Raw genomic sequence first — 26,810 nt, forward strand, 5'->3', positions numbered from 1 at the left:
GATGACAGTTGAATGGACATCAGTACGTCAGTATGAAGACATTTTATACGAAACATATAATGGAATCGCTAAAATTACGATTAACCGTCCGGAAGTGCACAATGCATTCCGTCCAAAAACAGTAATGGAATTGATCGATGCATTTGCTTATGCTCGTGACGATGCAAGCATTGGAGTAATTGTATTAGCAGGTGCTGGAGATAAAGCATTTTGTTCAGGTGGAGACCAAAAAGTTCGTGGTCACGGCGGCTATGTAGGAGAAGACGAAATTCCACGTTTAAACGTTCTAGATTTACAGCGTTTAATTCGTGTAATTCCAAAGCCAGTTGTTGCGATGGTATCAGGCTATGCAATTGGTGGAGGTCACGTTCTTCACGTCGTATGTGACTTAACAATCGCAGCGGATAACGCAGTCTTTGGACAAACAGGTCCTAAAGTTGGAAGCTTTGACGCAGGATATGGCTCTGGTTACTTAGCTCGTATCGTAGGTCACAAGAAAGCACGTGAGATTTGGTTCTTATGTCGTCAGTATAACGCTCAAGAAGCATTAGACATGGGATTAGTAAACACAGTCGTTCCACTAGAGCAACTTGAAGCTGAAACAATTCAATGGTGTGAAGAGATGTTAGAAAAAAGCCCAACGGCTCTTCGTTTCTTAAAAGCAGCATTTAATGCAGATACGGATGGCTTAGCTGGTATCCAGCAATTTGCAGGGGACGCAACGCTTCTTTATTACACAACGGACGAGGCAAAAGAAGGTCGCGATGCGTTTAAAGAAAAACGCAATCCAGACTTCCAACAGTTCCCACGTTTCCCTTAAACAGCTGAAACAGCTTGGTGATTATCATCAGGCTGTTTTTTTCAATTTGCTTTAGTTAATTAGTATAAAAAGGAGAGAAATCTATGAGTAGCCAAACGATTCCTAATGGGCTTATGCAAAGAGCGTATTTGACGCCAAATCGAGTGGCGGTAGAAACACTGCAAACGTCCCTTACTTTTCAAGAGCTTCATAAGCGTGTTCAAAAAGTAGCGAAGAAGCTTGCGTTTAATAGTGTAAAGCAAGGTGATACTATTGCTTTGTGCATGAAAAATAGCTTGGAGTTTATTGAGATTTTACATGCGGTGTCTTATATTGGTGCTCGGTTGCTGCTCGTCAATACCCGTTTGACAAATGAAGAAATCAATTATCAGCTAACAGATGCAAATGTATCGTTGCTCATTATGGAGGAAGCATTTTTAGATAGAGAATTCCAAAGTGATATCAACCAGCTTACTTTATCTGCCTTAACAAGCTCCCCAGAATCAGAGACGGATTTTCAGAAAACGTGGAATCTTGACGATACGTTTACCATTATGTATACGTCTGGCACAACAGGTAATCCAAAAGGAGTGCTACAGACATATGGAAATCATTGGTGGAGTTCCATTGGTTCAGCACTTAATTTGGGATTAAATGAAACAGACTGTTGGCTTATAGCTGTTCCTTTGTTTCATATCAGCGGCTTATCTATTGTAATGCGAAGTGTCTTTTACGGAATGAAAATTATTTTAGAAGAACGATTTGAAGCAAGAGCGGTGAATGAAGCAATTGAAAACAAAGGAGTAACGATTATTTCGGTTGTCACTTCCATGCTATCCAATATGCTTGATGAGTTAGCTGAACGGAAATATCCGCATACGTTTCGCTGTATGCTTTTAGGAGGAGGACCAGCACCGCTTACTATTTTAGAGGCTTGTGTGAATAAAGAGATTCCTGTTTATCAAACGTATGGAATGACAGAAACATCTTCACAGTTCGTTACGCTTTCACCTGAAGACAGTTTGCGAAAACTCGGATCAGCAGGTAAACCATTATTTCCGTGTGAAATGAAAATTGTGGATGAGAATGGAAATGAAACGCGGGAAGCAGGAGAGATCATTGTTAAAGGCCCAAATGTCACAAAAGGATATTTAAATAAACCTGAAGCTACTATACAAGCTATTCAACAAGGGTGGTTCTATACAGGCGATATCGGCAAAGTAGATGAAGAAGGCTTTCTATATGTATTAGACAGACGTTCGGACCTTATTATTTCAGGTGGAGAAAATGTATATCCAGCTGAAATTGAAAATGTCTTATTGAAGCATCCCGCTGTTAAAGAGGCTGGTGTAACGGGAGTAGCCGATGAAAAATGGGGACAAGTTCCAGCTGCATGCATCGTTACAAACGAAGATGTTTCAAATGAAGAATTATCTTTACACACCAAAAAGTTTTTAGCAAAGTACAAACTTCCAAAGTATTTCATTCGAGTAGAGGAACTGCCACGAACGGCCTCCAATAAAATCATACGCCGGAAGCTATCAGCGTTCATACGGAAAGGGAGTTAATCGATGATTATAAAAAAAGTACATCTTTATAAAATTGACATGAGGCTTCTTTCTCCTTTTTCAACAAGCTATGGCACGGTGCAGGATCGAGAATTGATTTTGCTTGAAGTAGAAGATGAAAAAGGATTTACAGGGTGGGGAGAAGTCGTTGCTTTTTCAGCTCCTTGGTATACAGAAGAAACGATTCAGACATGTTTTCATATGCTAGACGATTTTTTAATTCCGTCGCTTCTTCATCAGCAAGTTCAAAAGCCAGACGACGTTCAAAAACTATTCAAGCCTTTAAAGCGAAACAACATGGCTAAAGCAGCTTTGGACTGTGCTGTATGGGATTTGTATGCAAAGCGGCAAAATAAGCCGTTAGCTGAAGTGATTGGCGGAGTAAAGCCTGCTGTAGAGGCTGGAGTAGCAGTTGGCTTAAATGATATTTCCATAATGAAAGAACAAATAAAGACTTACATGAAAGATGGCTATAAGCGCTTTAAAGTGAAAATTAAGCCGGGCGCTGACTATGAGCTACTAAAACAAATTCGGAAGGAGTTTCCATCAATTCCTCTTATGGCTGATGCTAATTCAGCATATACGTTAAGCGATATTGATTCATTAAAAAAACTGGATGAATTAAATTTAATGATGATTGAACAGCCGTTAAGTTCTGATGATATCCTTGATCATCGATTATTGCAAAAGCAAATGAAAACGCCCATTTGCTTGGATGAAAGTATTGTGAGCTATGAAGATGCACGCCATGCGATTGAACAAAAAAGCTGTAAAATTATCAATGTGAAAATTGGTCGAGTTGGCGGAATGTCGGTAGCAAAGCAAATTCATGATTTATGCGCCCAGTATGGTGTAAGACTTTGGGTGGGAGGAATGTTGGAAGCCGGAATTTCACGAGCTCATAACATAGCCCTTGCCACACTGCCTTCTTTTACGATACCAGGTGATATTTCTGCTTCATCTCGCTATTGGGAAAAAGATATTATTAAGCCGGAAGTAGAGGTAGAAGCCGGAGTAATAAAGGTGAAGCCAGAACCTGGGATAGGATACGATATTGATAAAAAATTTATAAAAAAAATCACAGCATTTGAAAAAGAATACAAATGATTAAAATCCGTTTTTTTACGAAAAACGGATTTTTTAATGATGTTGTAAATGTTTAGTAGAAAAATAGGACAAATTTTTAAAAAAGAGCACATTGTTCCATCAAGCGTGTCAAAACATGTTATGATGGAATAGTTTGATGAAAAAAGACGAAGAATTTTATCGTTAAAAACAAAATTATTTTTGAAAATAGGTTGATAGTTTTCTAAGTTGTCCTATATAATGTGTTTATAACATAACACAATATGTTGTTTTGAAATCAATAATAAAATACTATATTTTGTGTTTTCCAGTGAAAAAGGTGTCTGATAAAAAGACTTAAAAGGGAATTTGGTGAAAATCCAAAGCTGTTCCCGCAACTGTGAATGCTGATGAAATAAGGAGATCCACTGTGAGTAAACATCATGGGAAGGCCTTAAAGTAAAAAGAAGCATAAGTCAGGAGACCTGCCTTTTTTATGTCGTTTTATCTTCTTCGGGAGGTGAGAGGGTAGAGCGAGGATTGAGAAAAGACTTAATGTCTTCTTCTATCTTCGTTCTATTCGCTCACCCGGGTATGGTGAGCGATTTTTTATTTTGAAGTGAAGAGAGGAGCCATATTTATGGTGAATACATTAAAGCCTACAATTCTACATGAATTAAATGCATATATTGAGCGTTTAAAAAAAGAGTTTACGCAGCTTGATTTTTCTTTGTATGAGGAAAAGGTTATTCAAACTGTCACAGTAAAGGAAAATATGACGGATGAAAAGGTTGCAAATGTGCTAATTTTAGCAGCCCTAGAGCGTATTTCAATGGAAGAGCCAGATTGGACATATGTAGCGGCAGACGTTTACTTAAACGAGCTATATCGAAAAGCAGCTGACAACCGAGGCTATGATAAAAAAGAGAAGTACGGTTCGTTTTATCACCTTATTCAAGAATTAACGAAAATCGGTATTTACAATAAACAATTATTAAAAACATATACAGAAGAAGAAATTAATGAAATTGCTTCAGTCATTACGCCTGAACGCGATCGTTTATTTACATACATTGGATTGTTGACACTAGCAGATCGCTATTTAGCGACATCACACGATAAGCGCGTATACGAACTACCGCAAGAACGTTTTCTTATTATTGCTATGACGCTAATGTCTCAAGAAAAGAAAGAAAATCGAACAGCATTAGTAAAAGAAGCGTACTGGGCGCTTTCTAGTCTATATATGACGGTTGCTACACCAACACTTTCAAACGCAGGAAAGAGCTACGGACAGCTATCTAGCTGCTTTATTGATACAATTGATGACAGCTTACGCGGTATTTATGATAGCAATACAGATTTGGCTACGCTTAGTAAAAATGGAGGCGGAATTGGTGTGTACCTCGGCCATATCAGAAGCCGCGGAAGTGATATAAAAGGTTTTAAAGGCGTATCATCAGGAACAATTCCATGGATGAAACAGCTAAATAATACGGCTGTAAGTGTGGACCAGCTAGGTCAACGACAAGGAGCTATTGCCGTATATTTAGACGTATGGCATAAAGATATCTTTTCATTCTTAGACGCGCGTTTAAACAATGGTGACGAACGCCAGCGCACGCATGATTTATTCACTGGTGTATGTCTGCCAGATTTGTTTATGGAAAAAGTAGAAGCACGTGAAGACTGGTATTTATTCGATCCTCACGAAGTTCGTACACTGATGGGGTACTCGCTAGAAGATTTTTATGATGAAGAAGAAGGCAGCGGTTCGTTCCGCACTCGTTACGCTGAGTGTGTAAACAATGAACAGCTTTCAAGAGAAACAGTGCCTGCTATTGAAATCTTCAAGCGTATTATGATTTCTCAGCTTGAAACCGGGACGCCTTATATGTTCTATCGTGATACGGTTAACCGAGCTAATCAAAACCGCCATGCGGGCATGATTTACTGCAGCAACTTATGTACAGAAATCACGCAAAACCAAAGTACAACGGTAGTAACAGAGGAAATTACAGAAGACGGAAAAATTATTATTACAAAGAATCCTGGTGATTTTGTCGTATGTAATCTTTCTTCTATTAACTTGGCAAGAGCCGTTACGGAAGGTGTGCTTGAACGTTTAATTCCAATTCAAGTACGCATGCTTGATAACGTTATTGAGCTAAATGATTTGCCGGTACTTCAAGCAAAACTAACGAATCAAAAGTACCGCGCAGTGGGGCTTGGCACATTCGGTTGGAACCATTTGCTTGCCTTAAAGAAAATAGCATGGGAGACAGAAGAAGCGGTAGCATATTGTGATGAACTGTATGAACAAATTGCTTACTTAACGGTACAGGCAAGCATGAACTTAGCTAAAGAAAAAGGCGCATATCCATTATTTAAAGGCTCAGATTTTGAGTCAGGCGCTTATTTTGAAACACGTGAATACACAAGTGAAGCTTGGAATGAACTGCGTAAAGAAGTTCAAAGCAACGGGATAAGAAATGGATACTTAATGGCTGTAGCACCTAATTCATCAACATCTATTATCGCTGGTTCTACTGCAAGTATTGATCCAATTTTCCGTAAGTTTTATTCAGAGGAGAAGAAAAACTATAAAATTCCGGTGACGGCACCAGATTTATCACCAGCAACAAACTGGTATTATAAGTCGGTTTATTTAATTGATCAGCACTGGAGCATTAAGCAAAATGCAAAGCGTCAGCGCCATATTGATCAATCCATTTCATTCAACTTATATGTACAAAACGATATCCGAGCAAAAGAGTTGCTGGATCTTCACATGACAGCATGGAAAGAAAAATTAAAAACAACCTACTATGTACGTTCAACATCAAGTGAAGTCATTGAAGAATGTGAAAGTTGTCATAGTTAAAAGGAGTGAATAATTGATGACAAGCATGTTAAAACGAGAATTAATGAACGAAACAGCTCCGAACCGTTCGACAGGAATTATCAACGGCAAGAGCTCGAATATTCTAAACTGGGATGACGTCCGATTTTCATGGGCTTTTCCTAAATACAAACGTATGCTAGCTAATTTCTGGACGCCGTTTGAAATTAATATGGGTCAAGATATTAAGCAGTTCCCTCAGTTAACGGCCGATGAACAAGAGAGCTTTTTGAAAATTATTGGCTTGCTGGCGCTACTGGACAGTATTCAATCAGATTATGCTAGCAAAGTAGCTGACTATGTAACCGATTCTTCGATTAATGCTCTAATGATTATTTTAGCGCAGCAAGAAGTGGTTCATAATCATTCGTATTCATATGTTTTATCAAGTCTTGTACCAAAAGGAAAACAAGATGAAGTATTTGAATACTGGCGTACGGATGAAAAACTTCGTGCTCGAAATGACTTTATTACAAACGGATATAAAGCATTTAGTGAAGAAGCAACGGTTGAAAACTTTTTGAAGTCTATGGTATATGATATTATTTTAGAAGGTCTTTTCTTCTATAGCGGATTTGCGTTCTTCTATAATCTTGCCAGAAATCAAAAGATGGTGGCAACATCTACGATGATTAACTATATCAATCGTGATGAACAGTTGCACGTCGGGTTATTTGAAAAGATTTTCAAGGAAGTACTAAATGAAAATCCAGCTTATCGTACGCAGGAGCTAGAAACATTTGTAGTTGAAACGTTCCAAGAGGCAGCTCGTCTTGAAATTGAGTGGGCGGAATCTGTTATTGGGGAAAAATTTGACGGGATCACGATGAAAGAGCTGCAGCAGTATATTGAATATATGGCTAATAAACGCTGTAATCAGTTAGGCTTCGGTCGAGCTGCTTTCCCAGAAGCGCCGATTGAAAATCCTCTTCGTTGGATTATTGCTTATCAAGAGGTGGATTTAGGAAAAACTGATTTCTTTGAACAGAAATCAAGACAATATACAAAAGCATCAGATGCGAATGGGTTTGATGATCTATAAAGACAAAAGCTGACTAATTTCTTTATTGATTAGTCAGCTTTTTTTAAGTGAATAAGTCCAAGTTCTAACGCGCGTGTGGTAATTAAGTCATCAATTTCTTCTGGGATGTTTTCAAGCGTTCCCCATTTATATGTCCATAAATGAGTAAACGATTGTACATAGATTGGAAAGGTTTGTTCATTTGCTTTTATTGCTTCTTCTTTAAAAAAATGAATGAGTTGTTCAGTCTTCATATTATTCTCCTTTTGTAATTATTTTGAAGAGAAAAAAGACAACCAAGAGGCTGTCCTTTTGCGGGTTACGCTTCAGTTGGCTTGAACGTTTTACAGTCTGTTTCATAGCTGCTTGCTGCATGTTTTCCGCTATGACTTACTACGTAAATTTCTTCTGCACTGCAGTGATTTCCACTTTTCCAAAAGTGACAGTTATTTACTTCACAGAGAATGTTTTGTTCCAACGTTAACCCTCCTTTGTATGTGATAGCTATAGTATGGTCAAAACTCAAATAACTTATAAGAAAGATGGTAGACTTTCATTTTAATTGAGAATTTTTATCAATTAAACATTGACAAAGAGAATCATTCTCAATTAAACTGTGTATATAGTAGAAACTACAGGTTGTTGTCAAATCATTAAATGAATAATTAACTTGGAGGGAACAAACATGTCATCAGTTATGGTTGTAGGAGGAGACAGGTTAAAGCATATTACAGATCGTCTAGAGGGAGAAGGATTTAATGAAGTAATTCATTTAGACGGACGTAAAAGCAATATGGTGAAGCGAGAAATCCCTGAACACATTGGGTTTGTATTAGTTATTACGGATTTTATTAATCACAACATGGCAAAAGTCATTAAAGAAAAAGCAAAAAAACAGCAAAAACCGATTTATTTCGTCAAACATTCATGGAGTGCTATCCGTAAAGTGATTGAGCAGATTTCATGATTTAATTTTTAACTACTATTGAGAATGAATTTCAATTAGGGTGGTGAGGCATAGGTGGAACCGATGAAAGTTCATATAAAGACACTCTCCAACGATCACATCGAACAATTTATTCGATGCCCGTACAAATTTTATCAGCAGCAGCTTCTTTTGAAAAAAACATCTATAGATTGGAAACAGCATGTTCAAGTAACTGTCCATCAAATTATTAAAAGGTACTGTAGCAAGCCAATTCAGTATCGCTCAAAGTTCTATGTTTTACAGCTCATTGAAAAATATTGGCGCCTAAAGCCAAATATGTTTTCATCACCCGTACACTATTACGATGTGTTAGCTAAAGTAAGTGATTATTTACTGAGGTTTTTAGGAGAGAAAGCACATGTAGAACTACCGCTTTTTGTGTTTGAGAAATACAGTGTTTATGTAGAAGAAATTCAAAGTAACCTTTCTCTAACGATTGATTTTGCTGCATGGACAGAGAATTCTTATACGGTAACGAAGTTTATTCTAGACGACCACGAAGAAGTGAAGCGTACGATGAAAGATTTTATCGTCGTTTTTTCCAGACAAGCATTTAAAAAGGTTCCTGAACAAATCCACTTTTATTCATTATTAACAGGAAAAACAACAACTTATCATATTGCACTAGATGATTATAAAAAAGCCATACTTCAACTACATATTGTCAAAAGTGTGTTAATGGAACCAATACATTTTCAGAAGAATAATGCATCCAGTGAGTGTGAAAACTGTCCTCTTAAACAAGAATGTGCTGAGGAAGGGGATGTGCCGCCAACACTACTGGTGTAAAGGAGCGTCATTAAAATGAAAGAAATCTTACTAGCTTATGCGAGTATGTCAGGCAACACAGAGTCAATAGCTGATTTGATTGAAGAAGAATTAGTCAAACATGGATTACATGTGAAACGATCAGAAGTATATGATATCGATGCTTCTGATCTTGTATCCGCAGAATCCATTATCCTTGGAGCTTACACGTGGGGAGACGGAGAGCTGCCAGATGATTTTTTAGATCTTTATGATGAAATGGATAACATGGATTTCAGTCAAAAGCAGGTGGCTGTATTTGGTTCAGGTGATTCATCATATGATATTTTTTGCGGAGCGGTGGATTTGCTCGAAGAAAAAATAACGGAACGAAATGGAAACGTAATTGTTCCCAGTTTAAAAATTGAGCTCTCGCCCTTTGGAGAAGATGTAGAAAGATGTAAAACGTTTGTTAGAAATTTTGCTGAAGTAGTAGTAAAATCTGCTGCTTCATAAGAAAAACCGGTCAATAGCTGACCGGTTTTTTAATATGGCTTCTTTTTACTGTATTTATTATCTTTCATGAATAGACGCCAGAAATAAAAGAATCCAGGAAATAAAATGGCAAAACCAACGATATAGACAATAAATAAGGAATGAAACGCATCGGGATGTGTAAATCCATTCTCGATCGTTACGTTTGGATACACAACATAAGGTAAATGGCTTCGCCCATATACGTAACTTGCTAAGAAATATTGAAGGATAATGGATACCACGGCTAAACGAGGCATTCCTTTTCCTTTTTGAGAAGGCAGCAGCAGGGCAATGCCAGCTACTACAAATAGACCTACAGACCCGTAAAGAAGAGGCTTAAACTGCATCATTTTATCATATAACCAGCTTGCTTCTGATTGCATTGTAATCATAATAAAGATAGCCATTAGCAATGAAAGAGGTCCTGTAATGAGCGCATCACGCCGATAGACCGCATAAGCTTCCATTTCGTCAGATGACTTCGAGTAATCTGCTAATAAAAGAGACGACAGAAACAGCGAAGAGGTGATGGCAAAGCCAATAAATGAATAAACGTGCGGACTTGAAAACACTCTTGCTAAATTTAATTGCTGCGTTCCGTCAATGATATCAATAAATCCACCTTGACTTACTGGCAGTACGGCGATTAAAAAAGCAGGAATTAACACGCCAGATATACCGGATATATAAACCAATGCTCTCCGATATTTAAAGCTACTAGCATAATGTGAAAACACTAAAAATCCGCTTCGAATAGATAAGAGAAGTAAAATAATACTCCCCGGTACTAATAACACTGTTCCAAGCGTAAATGTAGCTCGAGGAAAAAAGCTAAACAGTGCAACAACAATCGCAACAATAAATACATTGGTTACTTCCCAAGTAGGCGATAGATATCTGTTTGCTACGTCTGTAGCATTTGTTTTCGTACGATTGATATATACCATCGACCAAAAACCAGCTCCAAAGTCCATCGTTCCCATTACGGCATAGATGAAAATGAAGCCCCATATTACAGTAATTGCTAGTAATGAATCACCCATATTCTCACATCCTTTTTAATCTGCTTGTGCAGCAAGCTCTTTAGAAAGCGGATTTCGTCTGAAATAAAATACCAGCACAAGTGCCACAGCTGCCACGAGCACAATATAAACAAGCAAAAATAAAAAAAATAAAATATGCAAATTAGCAGAAGTAGTAACCGCTTCTGATGTACGCATAATTCGGTAAATGACCCAAGGTTGTCTTCCTGTACACGCAAAAATCCAGCCGAATTCAATGCCCATAATAGCGAGAGGACCAGTTGCGACAAATGCCCACATGAAAATTTTCGGGAAGCTTTTCTTCTTTAAAAACTTATACCAAACAACGCCCACTAGGGCCACTAAAATTAAAATTGATCCGATAATTACCATACCGTTAAACAAAGTATGCACGAAAAGCGGCGGCCAATAATCTCTAGGGAAGTCATTAAGCCCAGTAATCACTGTGTCAAAGCTATTACCTGACAAGAAGCTGAGCATCCAAGGAAACTCAATCCCATACTTGACTCGCTGTTCTTTTTCATCCGTAAATCCCCCTAAAGCTAATGGAGCATGGTCTTGCGTTTCAAATAGTCCTTCAGCCGCTGCAAGTTTTTCAGGTTGATATTCGTATACTCTTTGCATGGATTCATGTCCGTTTAAAGCCGTTACAAAAGAAAAGATTCCGCCGATTACCAATCCCATCATCAACGCTTTATGATGAAATTTATATTCTCTTGGATTATGTTTTCGTGCACGAAGCATTTTAAAGGCAGCCACTGAAGCGATAACAAAGCCGCCTGTTGTATAGGCAGAAACGGCTACGTGGCCAGACGTTACAAAGAAACTAGGGTTAAAGAAAGCTGCCCAAGGATCTACGCTTGCAATTTCTCCATTTAAAATTCGAAATCCAGCAGGTGTTCCTTCAAATGCGTGCACGTTTGTAATTAAAACGGCAGAGGCAAGAGCTCCTATTGCCACTAAAATCAGACTAATAATCCGCATTTTTCTAGAAATACGGTCCGCTGCGTATACATAAATAGAGAGGAAAAGTGCTTCAATAAAGAAAGCATAAATTTCAATTTGAAAGGGAAGAGCCATTACTTTTCCTACGATTTCCATAAAACCTGGCCAAAGCAACGCTAATTGAACACCAGCAATCGTTCCCGTAGGAATTGCGACTCCAAGGAGGACAGCGGCTCCTTTTGTCCAGCGCTGTGCCATAAGTTCATAATCTTTATCTTTTGTTTTGTAGTAAAGAATTTCAGCCAATAAAATCATGAGAGGAATGCCGACGCCAAGAGTGGCAAAAATAATATGTACCCCCATGTTCAGACCAAACATTGAACGTGCAGTAACTAAATGATCCATTCATTTTTCAACCTTTCCAGTAAAGTATTGATAAACCTTATTGTCCACTTTTTACCACACTTTATGCATCGGAATTGGTAAAACATATCACTTGAAAATAGTAATCATTACGATTATAATAAAGGTATATTGTTTTAAAGGAGAGATATTTTATGAAAACAAATATTCATCCAGACTATCGCAAAGTTGTATTTATGGATACAAATAGCGGAACATCATTTTTATCAGGATCTACAAAACAATCGAATGAGACCGTTCAATGGGAAGATGGCAACACATATCCGCTTTTAAAAGTAGAAATCAGTTCAGATACACATCCGTTTTATACAGGAAAACAAAAATTTGCTGATAAAGGCGGACGCGTAGAACGCTTTAAGCAAAAATATAAATTACAATAAAAAAACTAGCCGAGAGGCTAGTTTTTTTATTAATATAATGCTTTTTTCAACGTATCAATATTGTGTTGCATAATGGAGAAATAATCTTCCTTATTTTTAACATCGTCTTTTGTTAATGACTCTAAGTTATGAAGTGTTAAAGCTTGGGCTCCCACTTCATTTTTAACAAGCGTAGACACTTTAGGTTTTAAATTTTGATCAAAGATAAAGTATTTGATGTTGTCTTGTTTTGCCTGTTTTACGATGTTTTTTAATTGTTTTTGAGAAGGTTCATTTGTAGGGGATAAACCCGCTACGCTAATTTGCTTTAAGCCGTATCGTTTTTCCCAGTAGCCGTAAGCTGCATGCGATACTAAAATTTCTTTATGAGGTGCGTCACCAATTGTTGTATTTAGCTCTTGGTCTACATCTTTAAGCTGAGCTTTTAACGATTGGAAGTTCTTTTCAAATTCTGCTTTTTTATCCGGTTTTAATTCAACAAGTTCATTTTTAATATTTTCTGCTAATTGAATAGCTAAAATAGGATCGAGCCAAACATGAGGGTCTGTATCTCCGTGGTCATGCTCTTCTTCATGGGCATGTTCGTCCTCATGAGCATGCTCATCTTCGGAACTCTTTGCTAATTCAATTCCTTTTGCAGCTTCTACTAAAGCTACATCTTCATTCTCTAGTGTGGATTGTGCTTTATCTGCAAAACCTTCAAGTCCAATTCCTGAGTAAACGAATGCGTCTGCGTTTGCGATTTTGACCATTGTTTTTGTTGTAGGTTCAAATGAGTGAGCATCTACACCGGTTGGTAAAATACTTTTAGCTTCTACATATTTTCCGCCGATTTTTTCAGTAAAGTCCTGTAAAGGGTAAATTGTTGTATAAACTTCTAATTTTTTGTTTTTATTATCGGATGCGTTATTTGCACTGCTTGAACTGCACCCTGCAAGGGCTGTTCCAATTCCTAATGCAAGCACCATTAAAAGTGGTTTAAAGTTCATTATGTTTCTCCTTCCGTTCGTATCGTAACCATTTATGGCCTATGTTATTATATCGTAATTATTACGATTTGAAAACTAAAAATTTATGCATTTACTGTGAATTTCGGAAGAGGATCGTTGAGAGTAGTCCAATCTTGATTCATTTCCTCATTTGTCAACAAACAGCGGTCTAATGTTTTGATAATTTCCGCTTCATTCATATCAATACCAATGAACACAAGCTCGTTAATGCGGTCTCCAAATTGTTCATCCCATTTTGATCGTAATTCAGGTTCTTCTTTTAAGGTTTGTTCTCTTTCCTCCGCTGTGTACGTCGCTACCCATTCACCCGCTCCTTGAATCATAATGGACGTACCAGCTTGAGAAAGAAGTCCTGCCATATGGTTACGTGAAGCAAGCCAGAAAAATCCTTTTGCACGTACAATATCAACCGGCCAGTTTTCTAACCATTTCATAAAGCGTTCAGGATGAAGAGGACGACTCCTTCTGTATACAAAAGAAGAAATGCCAAACTCTTCAGTTTCAGGAGTATGATGTTCTTCATTTAGTTCTTTAATCCAACCGGCTCCTTGACTAGCTTTTTCAAAATCAAATAAGTCGGTATGAAGTATGGTCTCAAGGTTTACCTCACTATTAATCGTTTGAATAATAGTGGCTTCTGGGTTTAATTTGTGAAGTACAGCTTGCAGCTCATCTGCATCATCTTTTGTTAATAAATCAACTTTGTTTAACAAAATGATGTTTGCAAATTCAATTTGATCGATTAATAAATCAACCACTTCCCTTGTATCGTTTTCATCCGTTCCTTCTTTGCGGTCTAATAAGCTTTCGCCGGATGAAAAGTCTTCCCAAAAGCGATTAGCATCTACTACAGTCACCATCGTGTCTAATGAACATTTCTGAGTTAAATCAATGCCAAGCTCTTCATCAATATAAGTAAATGTTTGAGCAACAGGGATAGGCTCGCTGATTCCAGAGGATTCAATTACAATATAATCAATGTCTCCATTGTCAGCTAAGCGCTCTACTTCTTTCATTAAATCGTCTCGAAGTGTACAGCAAATACAGCCATTTTGCATTTCAACAAGTTTTTCTTCTGTTCGAGAAAATCCGCCTTGTTTAACTAAATCAGCATCAATATTTACTTCGCTCATGTCATTGACGATAACCGCGACTTTTAAGCCTTCTTTATTTTTTAAAATATGATTCAAAAGAGTTGTTTTACCTGAACCAAGGTATCCGCTTAACACGGTAACGGGGATTTTTTTCACTGTTATAACCTACTTTCTTGTTTATAAATAATAATGATTACGATTTAACACTTTTCATCTTATAGGAAAAAGTATTATAATACAAGAAAGAATTTTTTTATGAAGGAGAAGACAGCAAATGAGCTTATTACAAGATGTTTTAGAATTTAATCAAAAATTTGTAGAAGAAAAAAAGTATGAACTTTACGAAACAAGCAAATTCCCTGATAAAAAAATGGTTATTTTATCGTGTATGGATACAAGATTGGTAGAATTACTTCCACACGCTTTGAATTTGCGCAACGGAGATGTAAAGATCGTTAAAAATGCAGGAGCGCTTGTTTCACATCCATTTGGAAGTATTATGCGAAGCATTTTAGTAGCTGTATATGAGCTTCAAGCAGATGAGGTATGCGTAATTGGTCACCATGACTGTGGAGCGGGTAAACTTCAAGCGGAACCTTTTTTAGAAAAAGTAAGAGCAAAAGGTATCTCAGATGAAGTGATTAATACCATTGAATACTCTGGAATGGATCTAAAAAAATGGTTAACGGGTTTTGATTCAGTAGAAGAAACGGTTCAGCATAGTGTAGATACAATCCGTAATCATCCTCTATTTGCAAAGGATATTCCTGTACATGGACTAGTTATTGATCCAAATACAGGAAAGCTAGACGTTGTTGTAAATGGGTATGAAGCTGTTGGAAATAACTAAAGCTTAGTGTGATTTTTTTTCAGGTACTTCGTCAATGCCACCCGGATGGAAAGGGTGGCATTTTAAAATGCGTTTCACAGTCAAATAAGATCCCTTTATGGCACCAAAGCGTTTAATGGATTCAACTCCGTACTGTGAGCAAGTAGGGTAAAACCGGCATCTTGCTGGAAGGAAAGGTGAAATTCCTTTTTGATATCCTTTTATAAGTAAAAGCAAAAGCTTTGCAATCATTTATTATCACGTTCTTTCTTTCGTGTTTGCTCATACTATAAGGGATAGAAGGAATAAAAAGCAACTAAAAGAAATAAAGGTTATTAAATGGATGAAATATATCGGAATTGCATGTTATGATAGGTGAAAGAAGAAAAAAGGAGTGGTATTATGCCATCAGTAGAAAGTTTTGAGCTAGACCATAATGCGGTTAAAGCACCTTATGTAAGACACTGCGGTGTTCACAAAGTGGGAAGCGACGGCGTTGTAAATAAATTTGATATTCGTTTCTGTCAACCAAACAAACAAGCAATGAAGCCGGACGTTATTCATACGTTAGAGCATTTATTAGCTTTTAATATTCGTACTCATGTAGAGAAATATGATCACTTTGATATTATTGATATTTCGCCTATGGGATGTCAAACAGGGTACTACTTAGTAGTGAGCGGCGAGCCGACTGTACGTGAAATTATTGATTTGTTAGACGATACGTTAAAAGATGCGATTAACATTACTGAAATTCCAGCAGCAAATGAAAAGCAGTGCGGTCAAGCGAAACTTCATGACTTAGAAGGAGCAAAACGCTTGATGAAGTTCTGGTTAGAACAGGACAAAGAAGATTTAGAAAAAGTATTTGGCTAAAAATAAGCAGTCCGCTGGGCTGCTTATTTTATTTGGAAAAAGATGACTAATTTTTTCTAGGTCGAAAGAAAGGGAAATGCCTCTTTTGGTGAAAAAATGTTTTAATCAACTAAAAAAGGGTACAACTATACTATATAAAAAGTTCACAAAGGAGCGAACAACATGGCAGCAAATGTAAATGAAATTGTTAATAAACAAGTAGCAAACTTTAGTGTAATGTACATAAAACTTCATAATTTCCACTGGTATGTAAAAGGTGAACAATTCTTCACTCTTCATGAAAAGTTTGAAGAGCTCTATACGGAAACAGCTACAATTATTGATGACCTTGCAGAACGTCTTTTAGCATTAGAAGGAAAACCTGTAGCAACAATGAAAGAATCATTAGAACTTTCTTCTATTAAAGAAGCTGATGGCAGTGAAACGGCTAAAGATATGGTTGCTTCTTTAGTAAGCGATTTTGATACGCTAACTGCTGAATTAAAAGAAGGAATGGACGCAGCGGGTGAAGCGGGCGATGAAACAACAGGAGACATGCTGTTAGCCATTCATCAAAGCTTAGAAAAACATATGTGGATGTTAAAATCATTCCTAGGTAAGTAATTAAAACCTGCGAGTAATCGCAGGTTTTTTTATGAGAAGATGGACGAACACTTTTTTTTCACCAGCATATACTGTAGGGATATGACTGCTGAAAGGGTGAAAAAAGTGGATATGCAGAAGCTTTCTGTCTTGATAATCTCAAGTTTAGGTTCACTGGCTTTTTTTTTATTTGGAGAGTGGGACTATTTACTAATAGCTTTAGTAGCATTAGTGGCAATAGATTATTTGACAGGTACGATTGGAGCTTTTATAAATAAACGTTTATCTAGCAAAGTAGGTTTTAAAGGAATTGCCAAAAAGATTTTTATTTTTGCCATGATTGCCGTAGCAAACTTTATCGATTCTGTATTTTGGGAAAACGGTCATATTATTCGAGATGGAGCTATTTTATTTTATATTTTAAATGAAATGATTTCAATTACAGAAAATGCAGGAATTGTAGGAATTCCAATTCCAGAACCTTTAAAAAAAGCAATAGAGGTTTTAAAAGACCACTTTAAATCGTAGAGTGCATAAAAAAAGAATAAGATACAAATAAGAAAGATAAGTTGGCACTAGAAAGAAGGAGCTGAATATCTTTCATGACAAAAAAATATTATGTATCTCTGAGTTCAGGAGAAATCAATCAGTCAAATACTGCCTCAGATTGGAATTATGCGATTGAAGCAACAGATGAAGAAGTGGAGCTGCTGAGAACGTGTTTAGATCAGCATGCTTCAAGCGATTGGTCAAGCTTTTGGCGATCACATATTCCGTATTTGGAATATCATCATGATTCTCAAAATGATATGTATGATAAAACGACAGTTGAAATATATGCAATGCTTTATCAGCTAGGAGATGATGAAACAAAATCACATATCAAACAGATGAATATCTTATCTTCAGATAGAATGGAATAATAGGTAAAAAATAAAGAAAAAAAGTACGAGCATACTTTTCTTATCAGTTACGGCAGTAATGTATGATAAAATAAGGGAAAAATCAAATGGAGTTTGAGTAGACCATGTACACATTTAAGGATGCATATCATAATCAAGTATTTTTATCATTTGAAAAAAATCCATTCTCGAAAACTCCACGTCATGTTTGGGTCGTATGCAGGTATGAAAATCGATGGTTGCTAACGAATCACTCAAAACGAGGTTTAGAATTTCCCGGAGGAAAACTAGAAGGTAATGAAGTACCAGAAGAAGCAGCGGTTCGAGAAGTATTTGAAGAAACAGGTGGAGAAGTCTCTTCTTTAACTTATATTGGTCAATATAAAGTAGTAAGTAAAGGAAAGACCATTATTAAAAATATTTATTTTGCTACTATTGGAAATGTAATTAAAAAAGAAGACTACATGGAAACGGATGGCCCCGTAATGATTGATGAACTACCTTTGGGCATTCAACAAGATGATGCGTACAGCTTCATCATGAAAGATAATGTTTTACAATATGTAATGAAACATGTAAAGCGAACATTTTTGTAATAGCATCATATCAATGAAAATCCCCCGTTTGTACGGGGGGTTTTTTTATGAGCGTCTGATCAATTTCTTTTCTAAATAAGCCACGCCTTGGTACATAATCGTAGCGAAAATGGCAATTAATAATAAGCTGAGAAGAACAAGAGTAAAGTTGAAGACTTGGAAACCATAAATAATCATATATCCAAGTCCTTTTGAAGAAACTAAAAATTCTCCTACGATGACTCCTACCCAAGATAACCCGACGTTTACTTTAAATGTGGAAATAATGGCAGGCATGGAAGCTGGCAAAATTACTTCTTTAAAACAGCGGGTTTTCGTTGCCCCAAAGCTTTTTAGTAATTTAATATAGTTTGGATCAACTTCTTTAAATGCTGTGTAAACGACGATGGATGTAATAATAACGGATATAATTGCCCCCATCATTAAGATTGAGAAAAATCCTGGACCGATAGCTACAATTAAAATAGGGCCCAGCGCTACTTTAGGCATGGCGTTTAAAATAACGAGGTAAGGGTCTAATATATGTGCAAGTCTACTTGAATACCAAAGGGCTGTTGCAAGTAAAATGCCTAGCAATGTGCCCAAAATGAAGCCAAGAATCGTTTCAAATAAAGTAAAGCCAATATGTTCTGCTAGCGAGCCGTCGGCAAGTTTAATTACAAATAAATGCCACACTTTAGTAGGAGAACTGAAGATTAAAGGGTCCATCCACTTTAAACGAGAAGCCAGTTCCCATAAGCTAAAAAAGGCTAAGAAAATTATCACCTGCACGCTTAGTACTAATCGTTTTTCGGCCCTAACTTTTCGAAGGTAGCTTTCATGAAGAGTATTTAGGGAGCTAGCGGGTTTCAAGTTGATCAAGCTCCTTCCATATGTCCATAAATAAGTCGTTATAGACAGGATGCTGTCGTGCTTCAAACGGAGAGAGGGTTCGTAGAATAGAGGGAACCGTAAATGTTTTTGCAATCTTTCCCGGCTTGGCTGAGAATAAAAAGATTCGGCTGCTCATGGCAATAGCTTCGCCGATATCGTGTGTGACCAAAACGGCGGTTTTTTGATAGGTCATCAGCGTTTTCGAGACAAGTTCTTCAAGCTTGAGTTTTGTTTGAAAATCGAGTGCTGAAAAAGGTTCATCTAAGAGTAAAATAGCAGGATCAATGGCTAGTGTTCGGACTAAAGCAACACGTTGTCTCATGCCTCCGGATAACTGGTGGGGATATAGGCTATCTACGCCCTGTAAACCAATTTCTTTTAGAAGTAACAATGCTTTGCTTTCTGTTTCATCTGTTAGCTGTCCGCGAATTTCAAGTCCAAGTAAAATATTTTCTTTAATGGTTTTCCACGGAAACAAATAATCTTGTTGAAGCATATAACCGATGTTTGGGACAGATGTTCCAATATTTTCACCGTCTATTGTGACGAGGCCCGACGTTGGTTCAATCAACCCTGCAATAATAGATAGAAGCGTTGTTTTTCCACATCCGCTGGGTCCGAGAAAGGAAACAAATTCTCCTTCTTCAATAGACAAGTTAATATGTTCAAGCGCAGTCGTAGCAGACTTTGTCGTAAGATACATATGCTGAACGTCTTGAATGTGAAGTTTTATCATATTACTCACTCATTGCATCTTTTGCGAATTTTGTGTTGACAAGCTTGTTGTGATCAATATGTCTTGGGAGCTCTCCTGCTTCGTCCATGATTGTTTGTAAATGATCCCACTCTTTTTTATCTAATAAAGGGTTTGTTGCAAAGGATTTTTGGGATTTATAGCGGTCAATAACGGTTTTTAGCGTTTCTTTAGGAGTATCTTCAAAATATGGTGCAATCACTTCGGCAATTTCTTCTGTACTATGTGTGTCTACCCATTTTTGTGCTTTATAGATAGCTCGAGTAAATTTAGCTGCTGCTTCAGGATTATCTTTTAAATAGCTTTCTTTGGCCATAAATGTTGTATAAGGAACTGTTCCTGATTCTTTTCCGAAAGAGGCAACGATGTGTCCTTTTCCTTGTTTCTCTAGAATGCTAGCCGTTGGCTCAAATAATTGAACGTAATCTCCAGTACCAGAAGCAAAAGCATTCGCAACGTTAGCAAAATCAATGTTTTGAATGAGTTTTACATCTTTTTTAGGATCAATGTTATGCTCTTTCAGCACATATTCCCCCACCATTTGCGGCATGCCGCCTTTGCGTTGACCAAGAAACGTTTTGCCTTTAAGCTGATCCCATGAGAATTGATCAACCTTGTTACGCGCTACTAGAAATGTTCCGTCAGTTTGGGTTAGCTGTGCAAAGTTGATGACGGGATCACTAGACCCTTGTGCATATACGTAGATTGAAGTTTCCGATCCGACTAAAGCGACGTCAATGCCGTCAGATAAAAGTGACGTCATTGTCTTATCTCCGCCCCATGTTGTTTTTAAATCTACCTTTATTCCTTCTTCTTCAAAAAAGCCTTTTGAAATGGCGACATACTGGGGAGCATAAAAAATAGAACGGGTTACTTCACCGACGCGAACCGTTTGTAAAGATGTTGTTTTGCTGCAGCTAATTAGTGGAATGAGTAAAATCATAATAGCAAGCAAAGAAAAGAGCCATTTAATTGGTTTCATAAAGCAAACCTCCTTAAGATAATAAAATATTTTATGATAATGTATGTAAGAAAGTAGAAGAAGGTGAGTGCCTATATAACCATGTGGAAAATCAAAGAAGTATTAGTTAACGATTGAAAGTATATCCTGGCGGGAGAAAACAGGCTAGTTATATAAAGAATGGAGGAAAAAAATGAAAGATGGAACAATTCTACATAAACAGCGTTTCCCATCACCAAACCCTCGCGTGGCGCTGTGGGTGATTACATATGCGTGTCAAGGGCTTAAGATTAAAGGGATGCTCGCAGAGCCAAAAGAAAAAGGAGTGTATGACGGCTTTTTATACTTAAGGGGAGGTATTAAGAACGTAGGAACCGTTCGTCCTGCTCGACTCATTCAATTTGCTTCTCAAGGTTTTATTGTGATGGCTCCGTTCTATAGGGGAAATCAAGGAGGAGAAGGAAATGAAGATTTTGCAGGAGATGATCGCTACGATGCCTTTGCTGCTTACGATTTACTGAAACATCTGCCTAATGTCCATCATGATCGTATTCATATTTTTGGTTTTTCAAGAGGAGGAGTGATGGCTTTGCTCACCGCAATTGAAAAAAACGATAGCCGTTCTCTTGTGTTATGGGGAGGAGTCACGGATATGGTGTTGACATATGAAGAAAGAGAAGATTTAAGAAGAATGATGAAGCGGGTGATTGGAGGGACTCCTGCCAAATATCCTGAAAGATACGAATGGAGGACACCTTTGCACCGGGCTCATCTTGTCGAGCCGCCGGTTCTGCTCATTCATGGTTTAGAAGATAAAAACGTGTCGATTGATCATTCCTATCAGCTCGAATCCAAATTAAAAGAATCCAATAAAAAAGTTACCAGCTGGTACTTCGAAAACTTTCCACATGCTTTTCCACCAAAAGAAAACCGTGAAACGGTGAAGAAGCTAACAAAGTGGATGAAAGCGCAATAAAAGATATGCTACGATAGAAAAAACAAGTAAAATAACAGTGAGGAGTGAGAAAAAATGGGGATGCCACTAGAATTAAATACAATGATTGTGACAAAAGGCAGTGAAAAGCGTGTAAGAGATAACATTTTTCAAGTTGAGAAAAAAGGATATCGTTTGTATCCGCTAGATATTCCGTTAAACATTCATAAAACGAAAAATGGAGAATGTATTGGAACTGCTATTGTGCGTAAGGTAGAAATGGAGCAAGAAAAAACTATTGTCACATATGAACTGACAAAATTACATTCGACTAACTAAAAAACCGATCGTCCATAAGACGATCGGTTTTTTTATTAGACTCTAGGTCCACCTAGTGTTGAAATGTCAGATGCTACATCATTAAAGCGCTTGAAATTCGCTTTGAATTTAGCGGCAAGCTCAGTTGCTTTTTGGTTATAAGCTGTTGCATCGTTCCACGCTTTAGAAGGCTGAAGAACTTCATCAGGGACTCCAGGAACATGAGTTGGAATCGATAAACCAAAAATAGCGTCTGTTACTGTTTCAGTATTAGCTAGTTCTCCTTCAAGAGCTGCTTGCACCATAGCTCGAGTGTAACTTAACTTCATTCGTTCACCCACGCCGTATTCACCACCGGTCCATCCAGTGTTCACGAGGTAGACACTTACATTATGTTCATCAATTTTCTTTCCTAACATTTCTGCATAAGTTGTTGGAGCAAGAGGTAAGAAAGGCTCACCAAAGCACGTAGAGAAAGTCGCCTGCGGAGAAGTTACGCCGCGCTCTGTTCCAGCTAGTTTACTAGTGTATCCGCTCAGAAAATGGTACATCGCTTGTTCTTTTGTAAGCTTGCTGATTGGGGGCAAGACACCGAAGGCATCAGCAGTTAAAAAGACAATAGCTGTAGGATGCCCAGCAACGCTTGGCAGTACCGTATTATCAATAGAATCAATTGAATAAGCAGCACGAGTATTTTCTGTTAGACTATTATCATTGTAATCTGCTACTTTTGTATTTTGATTTAACACCACATTTTCCAGCACGGCTCCGAAGCGAATTGCATTAAAAATTTGCGGTTCTTTTTCTTCAGAAAGCTGAATGCACTTCGCGTAACAGCCTCCTTCAATATTAAATACACCAGAGCTTGACCAACCGTGCTCGTCGTCTCCGATTAAACGACGGTTTGCATCCGCAGAAAGCGTTGTTTTGCCCGTTCCAGACAATCCGAAGAATAATGCAACGTCACCTTCTTCTCCTACGTTAGCAGAACAGTGCATGGATAGAATATTGTTTTGAGGAAGCAAGAAGTTCATCACTGAAAAAATAGATTTTTTCATTTCACCAGCGTATTCAGTTCCTCCAATTAACACAATGCGTCGCTCTAATGAAAGAATAATGAACGTCTCAGAATTGGTCCCGTCTGTTTCAGGATCAGCTTTGAACGTTGGAGCTGCTACAATTGTAAAAGGCTTCACAGCATCATTTGTTTTTTGTTCAGTTGAAGGACGGATGAATAACTGCTGAGCGAATAGGTTGTGCCATGCAAATTCATTAACTACTTGAATTGGTAGCTGATACTTTTTATCAGCTCCAGCATATCCATTAAAAACAAAAAGTTCATCTTGCTTCTTTAAATGAGTTAATACTTTTTTGTATAGCGCATCGAATCGCTGAGTAGAAATTGGTTGATTGACAGGTCCCCATTCAACTGTTTTTGAAGAAACAGCATCGCTTACAATAAATTTATCCAAAGGCGAGCGACCTGTATATTTTCCTGTTTCGACTGATACAGCACCTGTAGAAGTCAGCGTTCCTTCGCGTCGAGCTAGAATTTTTTCAACAAGTTGTGGAACAGATAATTGGTGTTTTGTTGTTTTTAATTGAAGCAAACCATTTAATTCGATAGACATATCAACAGTACTCATGTGCACTACCTTCCTTTTTTAGCTATTATTTATTCATTAATGTTTAAAATTTATAATTAGTATAACACATTTATTTAATTATTCTATACTATTTAACTAAAAATGTTTGTGTATTATAAAAAAATGTACGTTATACCTATTTTAGACACATGTATATGTGTTAGAAGCGAAAAAAGTGAAGCTATTTCAAGTGAAAGTCTCGTTTTAATCTCCCTAAGTTAAACAAACTTAGTAATCATTTTTTATAAGGGATACTATTTTAAAAAATGAGTATGTTACATTAAAACGGGTTTAAACGCAAAGAGATGATTTCCATTTGAATGTTGTTGACAGTGAAGCGCTTTTTCATGTATTATATGTCCTTGAACGGATACTCTCTTATCCCGAGCTGGTGGAGGGACAGGCCCTGTGAAACCCAGCAACCATCGTCATTTTTTTGTGTAGACGATAAGGTGCTAACCTGATGCAAGGGCACAACCTTGATCGATAAGAGTGAAAGGCTTATGTAGAATTTGATACCTTTCCTCGATACAAGGAAAGGTTTTTTTATATTTTTTAACGTGTAATAAAATAAGGGAATGAGTACCGTATCACAATGTATCGTATTTATAAGGAGGAAAACTGATGTCAACACAACGTCGTCTGTTCACGTCAGAATCTGTTACAGAGGGACATCCCGATAAAATTTGTGACCAAATTTCTGACTCAATTCTTGATGCTATCCTAGCAAAGGATCCAAATGCTCGTGTTGCTTGTGAAACAAGCGTAACAACTGGTTTAGTTTTAGTAAGTGGGGAAATTACAACTTCTACTTACGTGGATATTCCTAAAACAGTTCGTGAAACAATTAAAGGAATTGGCTATACTCGTGCAAAGTACGGATTTGATGCTGAAACTTGTGCAGTATTAACATCTATCGATGAGCAGTCAGCTGATATCGCTGCTGGTGTAGACCAAGCGTTAGAAGCACGTGAAGGTCAAATGTCAGATGAAGAAATCGAAGCAATTGGAGCTGGAGACCAAGGGTTAATGTTTGGTTATGCATGTAACGAAACAAAAGAATTAATGCCTCTTCCAATTTCATTAGCTCATAAACTTGCTCGCCGTCTAACAGAAGTACGTAAAGAAGAAATTCTTCCTTACCTTCGTCCGGATGGTAAAACACAAGTAACAGTTGAATATGATGAAAACAACAAACCTGTTCGCATCGATACGATTGTTATTTCAACTCAGCACCACCCAGAAGTAACGTTAGAGCAAATTCAACGTAACTTAAAAGAATATGTTATTAATCCAGTTGTTCCAAACGAGTTAATTGACGAAAATACAAAGTATTTTATTAACCCAACAGGACGTTTCGTAATCGGCGGTCCTCAAGGAGATGCTGGTTTAACTGGTCGTAAAATTATCGTAGATACTTACGGCGGATATGCTCGTCACGGCGGCGGTGCATTCTCTGGTAAGGACGCGACAAAAGTAGACCGCTCAGCAGCTTATGCAGCTCGTTATGTTGCGAAAAACATTGTAGCAGCTGATCTTGCTGATAAATGTGAAGTACAATTAGCATATGCAATTGGTGTTGCACAACCAGTATCTATTTCAATTGATACATTCGGTACAGGAAAAGTTTCTGAAGAAGTACTAGTAGATGTAGTACGCAAAAACTTTGACTTACGTCCAGCAGGCATCATTAAAATGCTTGATTTACGTCGCCCAATTTATAAGCAAACAGCAGCTTACGGTCACTTTGGTCGTACAGATGTTGAGCTTCCTTGGGAGTTCACAGACAAAGCTGAAGCATTAAAAACTCAAGCTTTAGCTAAATAATAAAAAAATCTCCGTTTTTACGGAGATTTTTTTTATGCCCATTGAATCCCTTCAGCAGATTTTTCTACGACCATTTCATATTCTGAAAGCAAATGCTGAAAAATGGCATCCCATGACTGAGTCAGAGCATAGTGTCTCGCTGCATGGCCAAAGTGAAGCCGCTGGTGCAAATCATCGAGTAAACCTGCAATAGCCGAACTGAATTCTTCTAAGGAGTCAGGTTTGCAAAGGTAGCCGTTTCGCCCGTGCTGAACCATCTGTTTAACGCCTCCAGCATTTGCTGCTATCACAGGAGTTCCAGAAGCAAGAGACTCCAGTACAACATTTCCGAACGTTTCTGTTTCTGAAGGAAAAACAAACAAATCAGATGATGAATAGATATGAGCAAGTTGTTTACCTTCAAGAAAACCTGTAAATGTCATATGCTCAGATGCTTGCTGCTGCATTTGTTCTTTTAAAGGACCGTCTCCTACAATAAGCCAGTGAATTTGATGACGGATATGATCAGGTAGAGATCGTGCGATTTTAAGCAAAAAATCAGCGTTTTTTTCTTTAGCTAATCTTCCTACATACGTTAAAATGTAGGGTTTTTTAATATTATATTTAATACGAATATCAAAGCGGTCATAGTGGGGGTGAAATAATTTGTGATTTACCCCTCGCGACCAAATAGCTACGTTTTGAAACCCTTGTTCTTCTAGCTGCTGTTTGGTCACTTCAGAGGGAGCAAATATTTTTTGCACAGGTTTATAAAACCACTTCATATATTTTTGCAGCGGTACACGCATTTTTTCAAGTTCATAATGAGATAAATAATCATCAAAATTGGTATGATAAGAGCCGACAAGAGGAACACCTAACCTTTTCCCATAATAGGAGCCGCAAAGCCCCATTGTAAAAGGAGTGGCTAAATGAATAAGAGAAGGGTTGAATTCCTGCAGCTGCTTTTTGATTTTTAGAACGTTTGGCAATGAAAAGCGGCTGTTTGGATAAAGGAAAAACGGCATGCTAGGCGAACGATGAACATACGTTGAAAATGAACGGTCATGAGCAAATTCAGGAGCAAATACTTGGATGGGAATCTGCTTTGATTTGACATACTGAGTAAATTGATAAAGTGTTTTAGCAGCTCCGTTAACTTCAGGAGCAAATGTATCCGTAAATAAAGCGATTCTCATGAGTACTCCTCC

At 37.5% G+C, this 26,810-nt stretch carries 30 protein-coding genes and 2 riboswitches; of the genes, 18 read left to right on the top strand and 12 right to left on the bottom strand.

The genetic code is table 11. The annotated features are described in order from the left end of the window. The first annotated feature begins 1 nt into the window (after position 1). The 5 genes from menB to ACLHDF_RS13120 all read left to right on the top strand — a co-directional run bounded on the left by menB (position 2) and on the right by ACLHDF_RS13120 (position 7,376). Positions 2-820 carry a 1,4-dihydroxy-2-naphthoyl-CoA synthase gene (gene menB, locus ACLHDF_RS13100; protein WP_116074065.1) on the top strand — a complete coding sequence of 273 codons (819 nt, stop codon included), beginning with the start codon at positions 2-4 and terminating at the stop codon, positions 818-820. A gap of 83 nt (positions 821-903) precedes the next feature. After that, positions 904-2,367, top strand: a complete 1,464-nt coding sequence (locus ACLHDF_RS13105; protein ID WP_413919212.1) for an o-succinylbenzoate--CoA ligase — start codon at positions 904-906, stop codon at positions 2,365-2,367. 3 nt (positions 2,368-2,370) lie between these two features. Further along, the gene (gene menC / locus ACLHDF_RS13110) at positions 2,371-3,474 is read left to right on the top strand and encodes an o-succinylbenzoate synthase (RefSeq protein WP_413919213.1); all 1,104 of its coding nucleotides are present in this window, start codon (positions 2,371-2,373) and stop codon (positions 3,472-3,474) included. 279 nt (positions 3,475-3,753) lie between these two features. Beyond that, positions 3,754-3,940: riboswitch (cobalamin riboswitch) on the top strand. A gap of 132 nt (positions 3,941-4,072) precedes the next feature. Continuing rightward, positions 4,073-6,316, top strand: coding sequence for a ribonucleoside-diphosphate reductase subunit alpha (locus ACLHDF_RS13115; RefSeq protein WP_413919214.1), 2,244 nt, complete (start codon positions 4,073-4,075; stop codon positions 6,314-6,316). Positions 6,317-6,332: 16 nt separating this feature from the next. After that, positions 6,333-7,376: a ribonucleotide-diphosphate reductase subunit beta gene (locus ACLHDF_RS13120; protein ID WP_413919215.1), complete on the top strand. Its 1,044-nt coding sequence runs from the start codon at positions 6,333-6,335 to the stop codon at positions 7,374-7,376. Between the two features lie 29 nt (positions 7,377-7,405). Here the strand turns inward: ACLHDF_RS13120 and ACLHDF_RS13125 are convergent, their stop codons facing one another. Together ACLHDF_RS13125 and ACLHDF_RS13130 are read right to left on the bottom strand one after the other, a co-directional pair. Beyond that, entirely contained in the window at positions 7,406-7,609 is a 204-nt protein-coding gene (locus ACLHDF_RS13125) for a hypothetical protein (RefSeq protein ID WP_013059559.1), read from the bottom strand. A gap of 65 nt (positions 7,610-7,674) precedes the next feature. Further along, entirely contained in the window at positions 7,675-7,833 is a 159-nt protein-coding gene (locus ACLHDF_RS13130) for a DUF1540 domain-containing protein (protein WP_413919216.1), read from the bottom strand. A 207-nt stretch (positions 7,834-8,040) separates the two neighbouring features. Here ACLHDF_RS13130 and ACLHDF_RS13135 point away from each other — a divergent pair, with 207 nt between their 5' ends. From ACLHDF_RS13135 to ACLHDF_RS13145, 3 genes are all read left to right on the top strand, one after another. Continuing rightward, complete coding sequence (locus tag ACLHDF_RS13135) at positions 8,041-8,322, top strand: DUF2325 domain-containing protein (protein WP_328107234.1); 282 nt, start codon at positions 8,041-8,043, stop codon at positions 8,320-8,322. Positions 8,323-8,385: 63 nt separating this feature from the next. Further along, a complete protein-coding gene (locus ACLHDF_RS13140) occupies positions 8,386-9,132 on the top strand; it encodes a hypothetical protein (RefSeq protein ID WP_413919217.1) in 747 nt (248 codons plus the stop codon). 15 nt (positions 9,133-9,147) lie between these two features. Further along, entirely contained in the window at positions 9,148-9,606 is a 459-nt protein-coding gene (locus ACLHDF_RS13145; protein ID WP_413919218.1) for a flavodoxin, read from the top strand. A gap of 29 nt (positions 9,607-9,635) precedes the next feature. On the opposite strand, the gene ACLHDF_RS13150 is transcribed toward ACLHDF_RS13145, so the two are convergent. Then, the gene (locus ACLHDF_RS13150; protein WP_413919219.1) at positions 9,636-10,670 is read right to left on the bottom strand and encodes a cytochrome d ubiquinol oxidase subunit II; all 1,035 of its coding nucleotides are present in this window, start codon (positions 10,668-10,670) and stop codon (positions 9,636-9,638) included. 15 nt (positions 10,671-10,685) lie between these two features. Continuing rightward, entirely contained in the window at positions 10,686-12,020 is a 1,335-nt protein-coding gene (locus tag ACLHDF_RS13155; RefSeq protein ID WP_413919220.1) for a cytochrome ubiquinol oxidase subunit I, read from the bottom strand. Positions 12,021-12,172: 152 nt separating this feature from the next. Here ACLHDF_RS13155 and ACLHDF_RS13160 point away from each other — a divergent pair, with 152 nt between their 5' ends. After that, entirely contained in the window at positions 12,173-12,418 is a 246-nt protein-coding gene (locus ACLHDF_RS13160) for a type B 50S ribosomal protein L31 (RefSeq protein WP_013059552.1), read from the top strand. Positions 12,419-12,447: 29 nt separating this feature from the next. Here ACLHDF_RS13160 and ACLHDF_RS13165 read toward each other — a convergent pair whose 3' ends face one another. Then, positions 12,448-13,407: a metal ABC transporter substrate-binding protein gene (locus tag ACLHDF_RS13165; protein ID WP_413919221.1), complete on the bottom strand. Its 960-nt coding sequence runs from the start codon at positions 13,405-13,407 to the stop codon at positions 12,448-12,450. An 83-nt stretch (positions 13,408-13,490) separates the two neighbouring features. Then, positions 13,491-14,678 carry a GTP-binding protein gene (locus ACLHDF_RS13170; RefSeq protein WP_413919222.1) on the bottom strand — a complete coding sequence of 396 codons (1,188 nt, stop codon included), beginning with the start codon at positions 14,676-14,678 and terminating at the stop codon, positions 13,491-13,493. A 118-nt stretch (positions 14,679-14,796) separates the two neighbouring features. Between ACLHDF_RS13170 and ACLHDF_RS13175 the strand changes: the two genes are divergently transcribed. Beyond that, positions 14,797-15,372, top strand: a complete 576-nt coding sequence (locus ACLHDF_RS13175) for a beta-class carbonic anhydrase (RefSeq protein ID WP_413919223.1) — start codon at positions 14,797-14,799, stop codon at positions 15,370-15,372. A gap of 3 nt (positions 15,373-15,375) precedes the next feature. On the opposite strand, the gene yidD is transcribed toward ACLHDF_RS13175, so the two are convergent. After that, the gene (yidD, locus tag ACLHDF_RS13180; RefSeq protein WP_413919224.1) at positions 15,376-15,603 is read right to left on the bottom strand and encodes a membrane protein insertion efficiency factor YidD; all 228 of its coding nucleotides are present in this window, start codon (positions 15,601-15,603) and stop codon (positions 15,376-15,378) included. Between the two features lie 150 nt (positions 15,604-15,753). On the opposite strand from yidD, the gene ACLHDF_RS13185 reads away from it, so the two are divergent. The 5 genes from ACLHDF_RS13185 to ytkD all read left to right on the top strand — a co-directional run bounded on the left by ACLHDF_RS13185 (position 15,754) and on the right by ytkD (position 18,307). Continuing rightward, complete coding sequence (locus ACLHDF_RS13185) at positions 15,754-16,227, top strand: S-ribosylhomocysteine lyase (RefSeq protein WP_013059547.1); 474 nt, start codon at positions 15,754-15,756, stop codon at positions 16,225-16,227. A gap of 162 nt (positions 16,228-16,389) precedes the next feature. Further along, positions 16,390-16,830, top strand: coding sequence for a Dps family protein (locus tag ACLHDF_RS13190; protein WP_116515011.1), 441 nt, complete (start codon positions 16,390-16,392; stop codon positions 16,828-16,830). Between the two features lie 81 nt (positions 16,831-16,911). Next, entirely contained in the window at positions 16,912-17,337 is a 426-nt protein-coding gene (locus tag ACLHDF_RS13195) for a holin family protein (protein WP_413919225.1), read from the top strand. Between the two features lie 74 nt (positions 17,338-17,411). After that, positions 17,412-17,732: a hydrolase gene (locus ACLHDF_RS13200; RefSeq protein WP_413919226.1), complete on the top strand. Its 321-nt coding sequence runs from the start codon at positions 17,412-17,414 to the stop codon at positions 17,730-17,732. 104 nt (positions 17,733-17,836) lie between these two features. Then, complete coding sequence (gene ytkD / locus ACLHDF_RS13205; protein ID WP_413919227.1) at positions 17,837-18,307, top strand: RNA deprotection pyrophosphohydrolase; 471 nt, start codon at positions 17,837-17,839, stop codon at positions 18,305-18,307. Positions 18,308-18,352: 45 nt separating this feature from the next. On the opposite strand, the gene ACLHDF_RS13210 is transcribed toward ytkD, so the two are convergent. From ACLHDF_RS13210 to ACLHDF_RS13220, 3 genes are read right to left on the bottom strand one after another with little or no spacing between them, the layout of a single operon-like run. Next, positions 18,353-19,159 (bottom strand): ABC transporter permease, encoded by an 807-nt coding sequence (locus tag ACLHDF_RS13210; protein ID WP_413919228.1) that lies wholly within the window; start codon positions 19,157-19,159, stop codon positions 18,353-18,355. Then, the gene (locus ACLHDF_RS13215; protein WP_413919229.1) at positions 19,146-19,916 is read right to left on the bottom strand and encodes an ABC transporter ATP-binding protein; all 771 of its coding nucleotides are present in this window, start codon (positions 19,914-19,916) and stop codon (positions 19,146-19,148) included. Before ACLHDF_RS13215 ends, ACLHDF_RS13210 begins: the two co-directional genes overlap by 14 nt. Position 19,917: 1 nt before the next feature. Beyond that, positions 19,918-20,916, bottom strand: coding sequence for an ABC transporter substrate-binding protein (locus tag ACLHDF_RS13220; RefSeq protein ID WP_413919230.1), 999 nt, complete (start codon positions 20,914-20,916; stop codon positions 19,918-19,920). A 172-nt stretch (positions 20,917-21,088) separates the two neighbouring features. On the opposite strand from ACLHDF_RS13220, the gene ACLHDF_RS13225 reads away from it, so the two are divergent. Continuing rightward, on the top strand, positions 21,089-21,871 hold the full coding sequence (locus ACLHDF_RS13225) for an alpha/beta hydrolase family protein (protein WP_413919231.1): 783 nt from the start codon (positions 21,089-21,091) through the stop codon (positions 21,869-21,871). A 54-nt stretch (positions 21,872-21,925) separates the two neighbouring features. Further along, entirely contained in the window at positions 21,926-22,168 is a 243-nt protein-coding gene (locus ACLHDF_RS13230; protein ID WP_413919232.1) for a DUF2584 domain-containing protein, read from the top strand. Positions 22,169-22,203: 35 nt separating this feature from the next. Here the strand turns inward: ACLHDF_RS13230 and pckA are convergent, their stop codons facing one another. Next, on the bottom strand, positions 22,204-23,793 hold the full coding sequence (gene pckA, locus ACLHDF_RS13235) for a phosphoenolpyruvate carboxykinase (ATP) (protein WP_413919233.1): 1,590 nt from the start codon (positions 23,791-23,793) through the stop codon (positions 22,204-22,206). Between the two features lie 375 nt (positions 23,794-24,168). After that, positions 24,169-24,286, top strand: a riboswitch (SAM riboswitch). 131 nt (positions 24,287-24,417) lie between these two features. Here pckA and metK point away from each other — a divergent pair. Beyond that, on the top strand, positions 24,418-25,620 hold the full coding sequence (gene metK / locus ACLHDF_RS13240; protein ID WP_013059536.1) for a methionine adenosyltransferase: 1,203 nt from the start codon (positions 24,418-24,420) through the stop codon (positions 25,618-25,620). Positions 25,621-25,652: 32 nt separating this feature from the next. Here the strand turns inward: metK and ACLHDF_RS13245 are convergent, their stop codons facing one another. Further along, on the bottom strand, positions 25,653-26,798 hold the full coding sequence (locus tag ACLHDF_RS13245; protein WP_413919234.1) for a glycosyltransferase family 4 protein: 1,146 nt from the start codon (positions 26,796-26,798) through the stop codon (positions 25,653-25,655). Positions 26,799-26,810 lie beyond the last annotated feature (12 nt).

The sequence above is a fragment of the Priestia megaterium genome (genome assembly GCF_046599315.1).
In the GTDB taxonomy this organism is placed as follows: Bacteria; Bacillota; Bacilli; order Bacillales; family Bacillaceae_H; genus Priestia; species Priestia megaterium_F.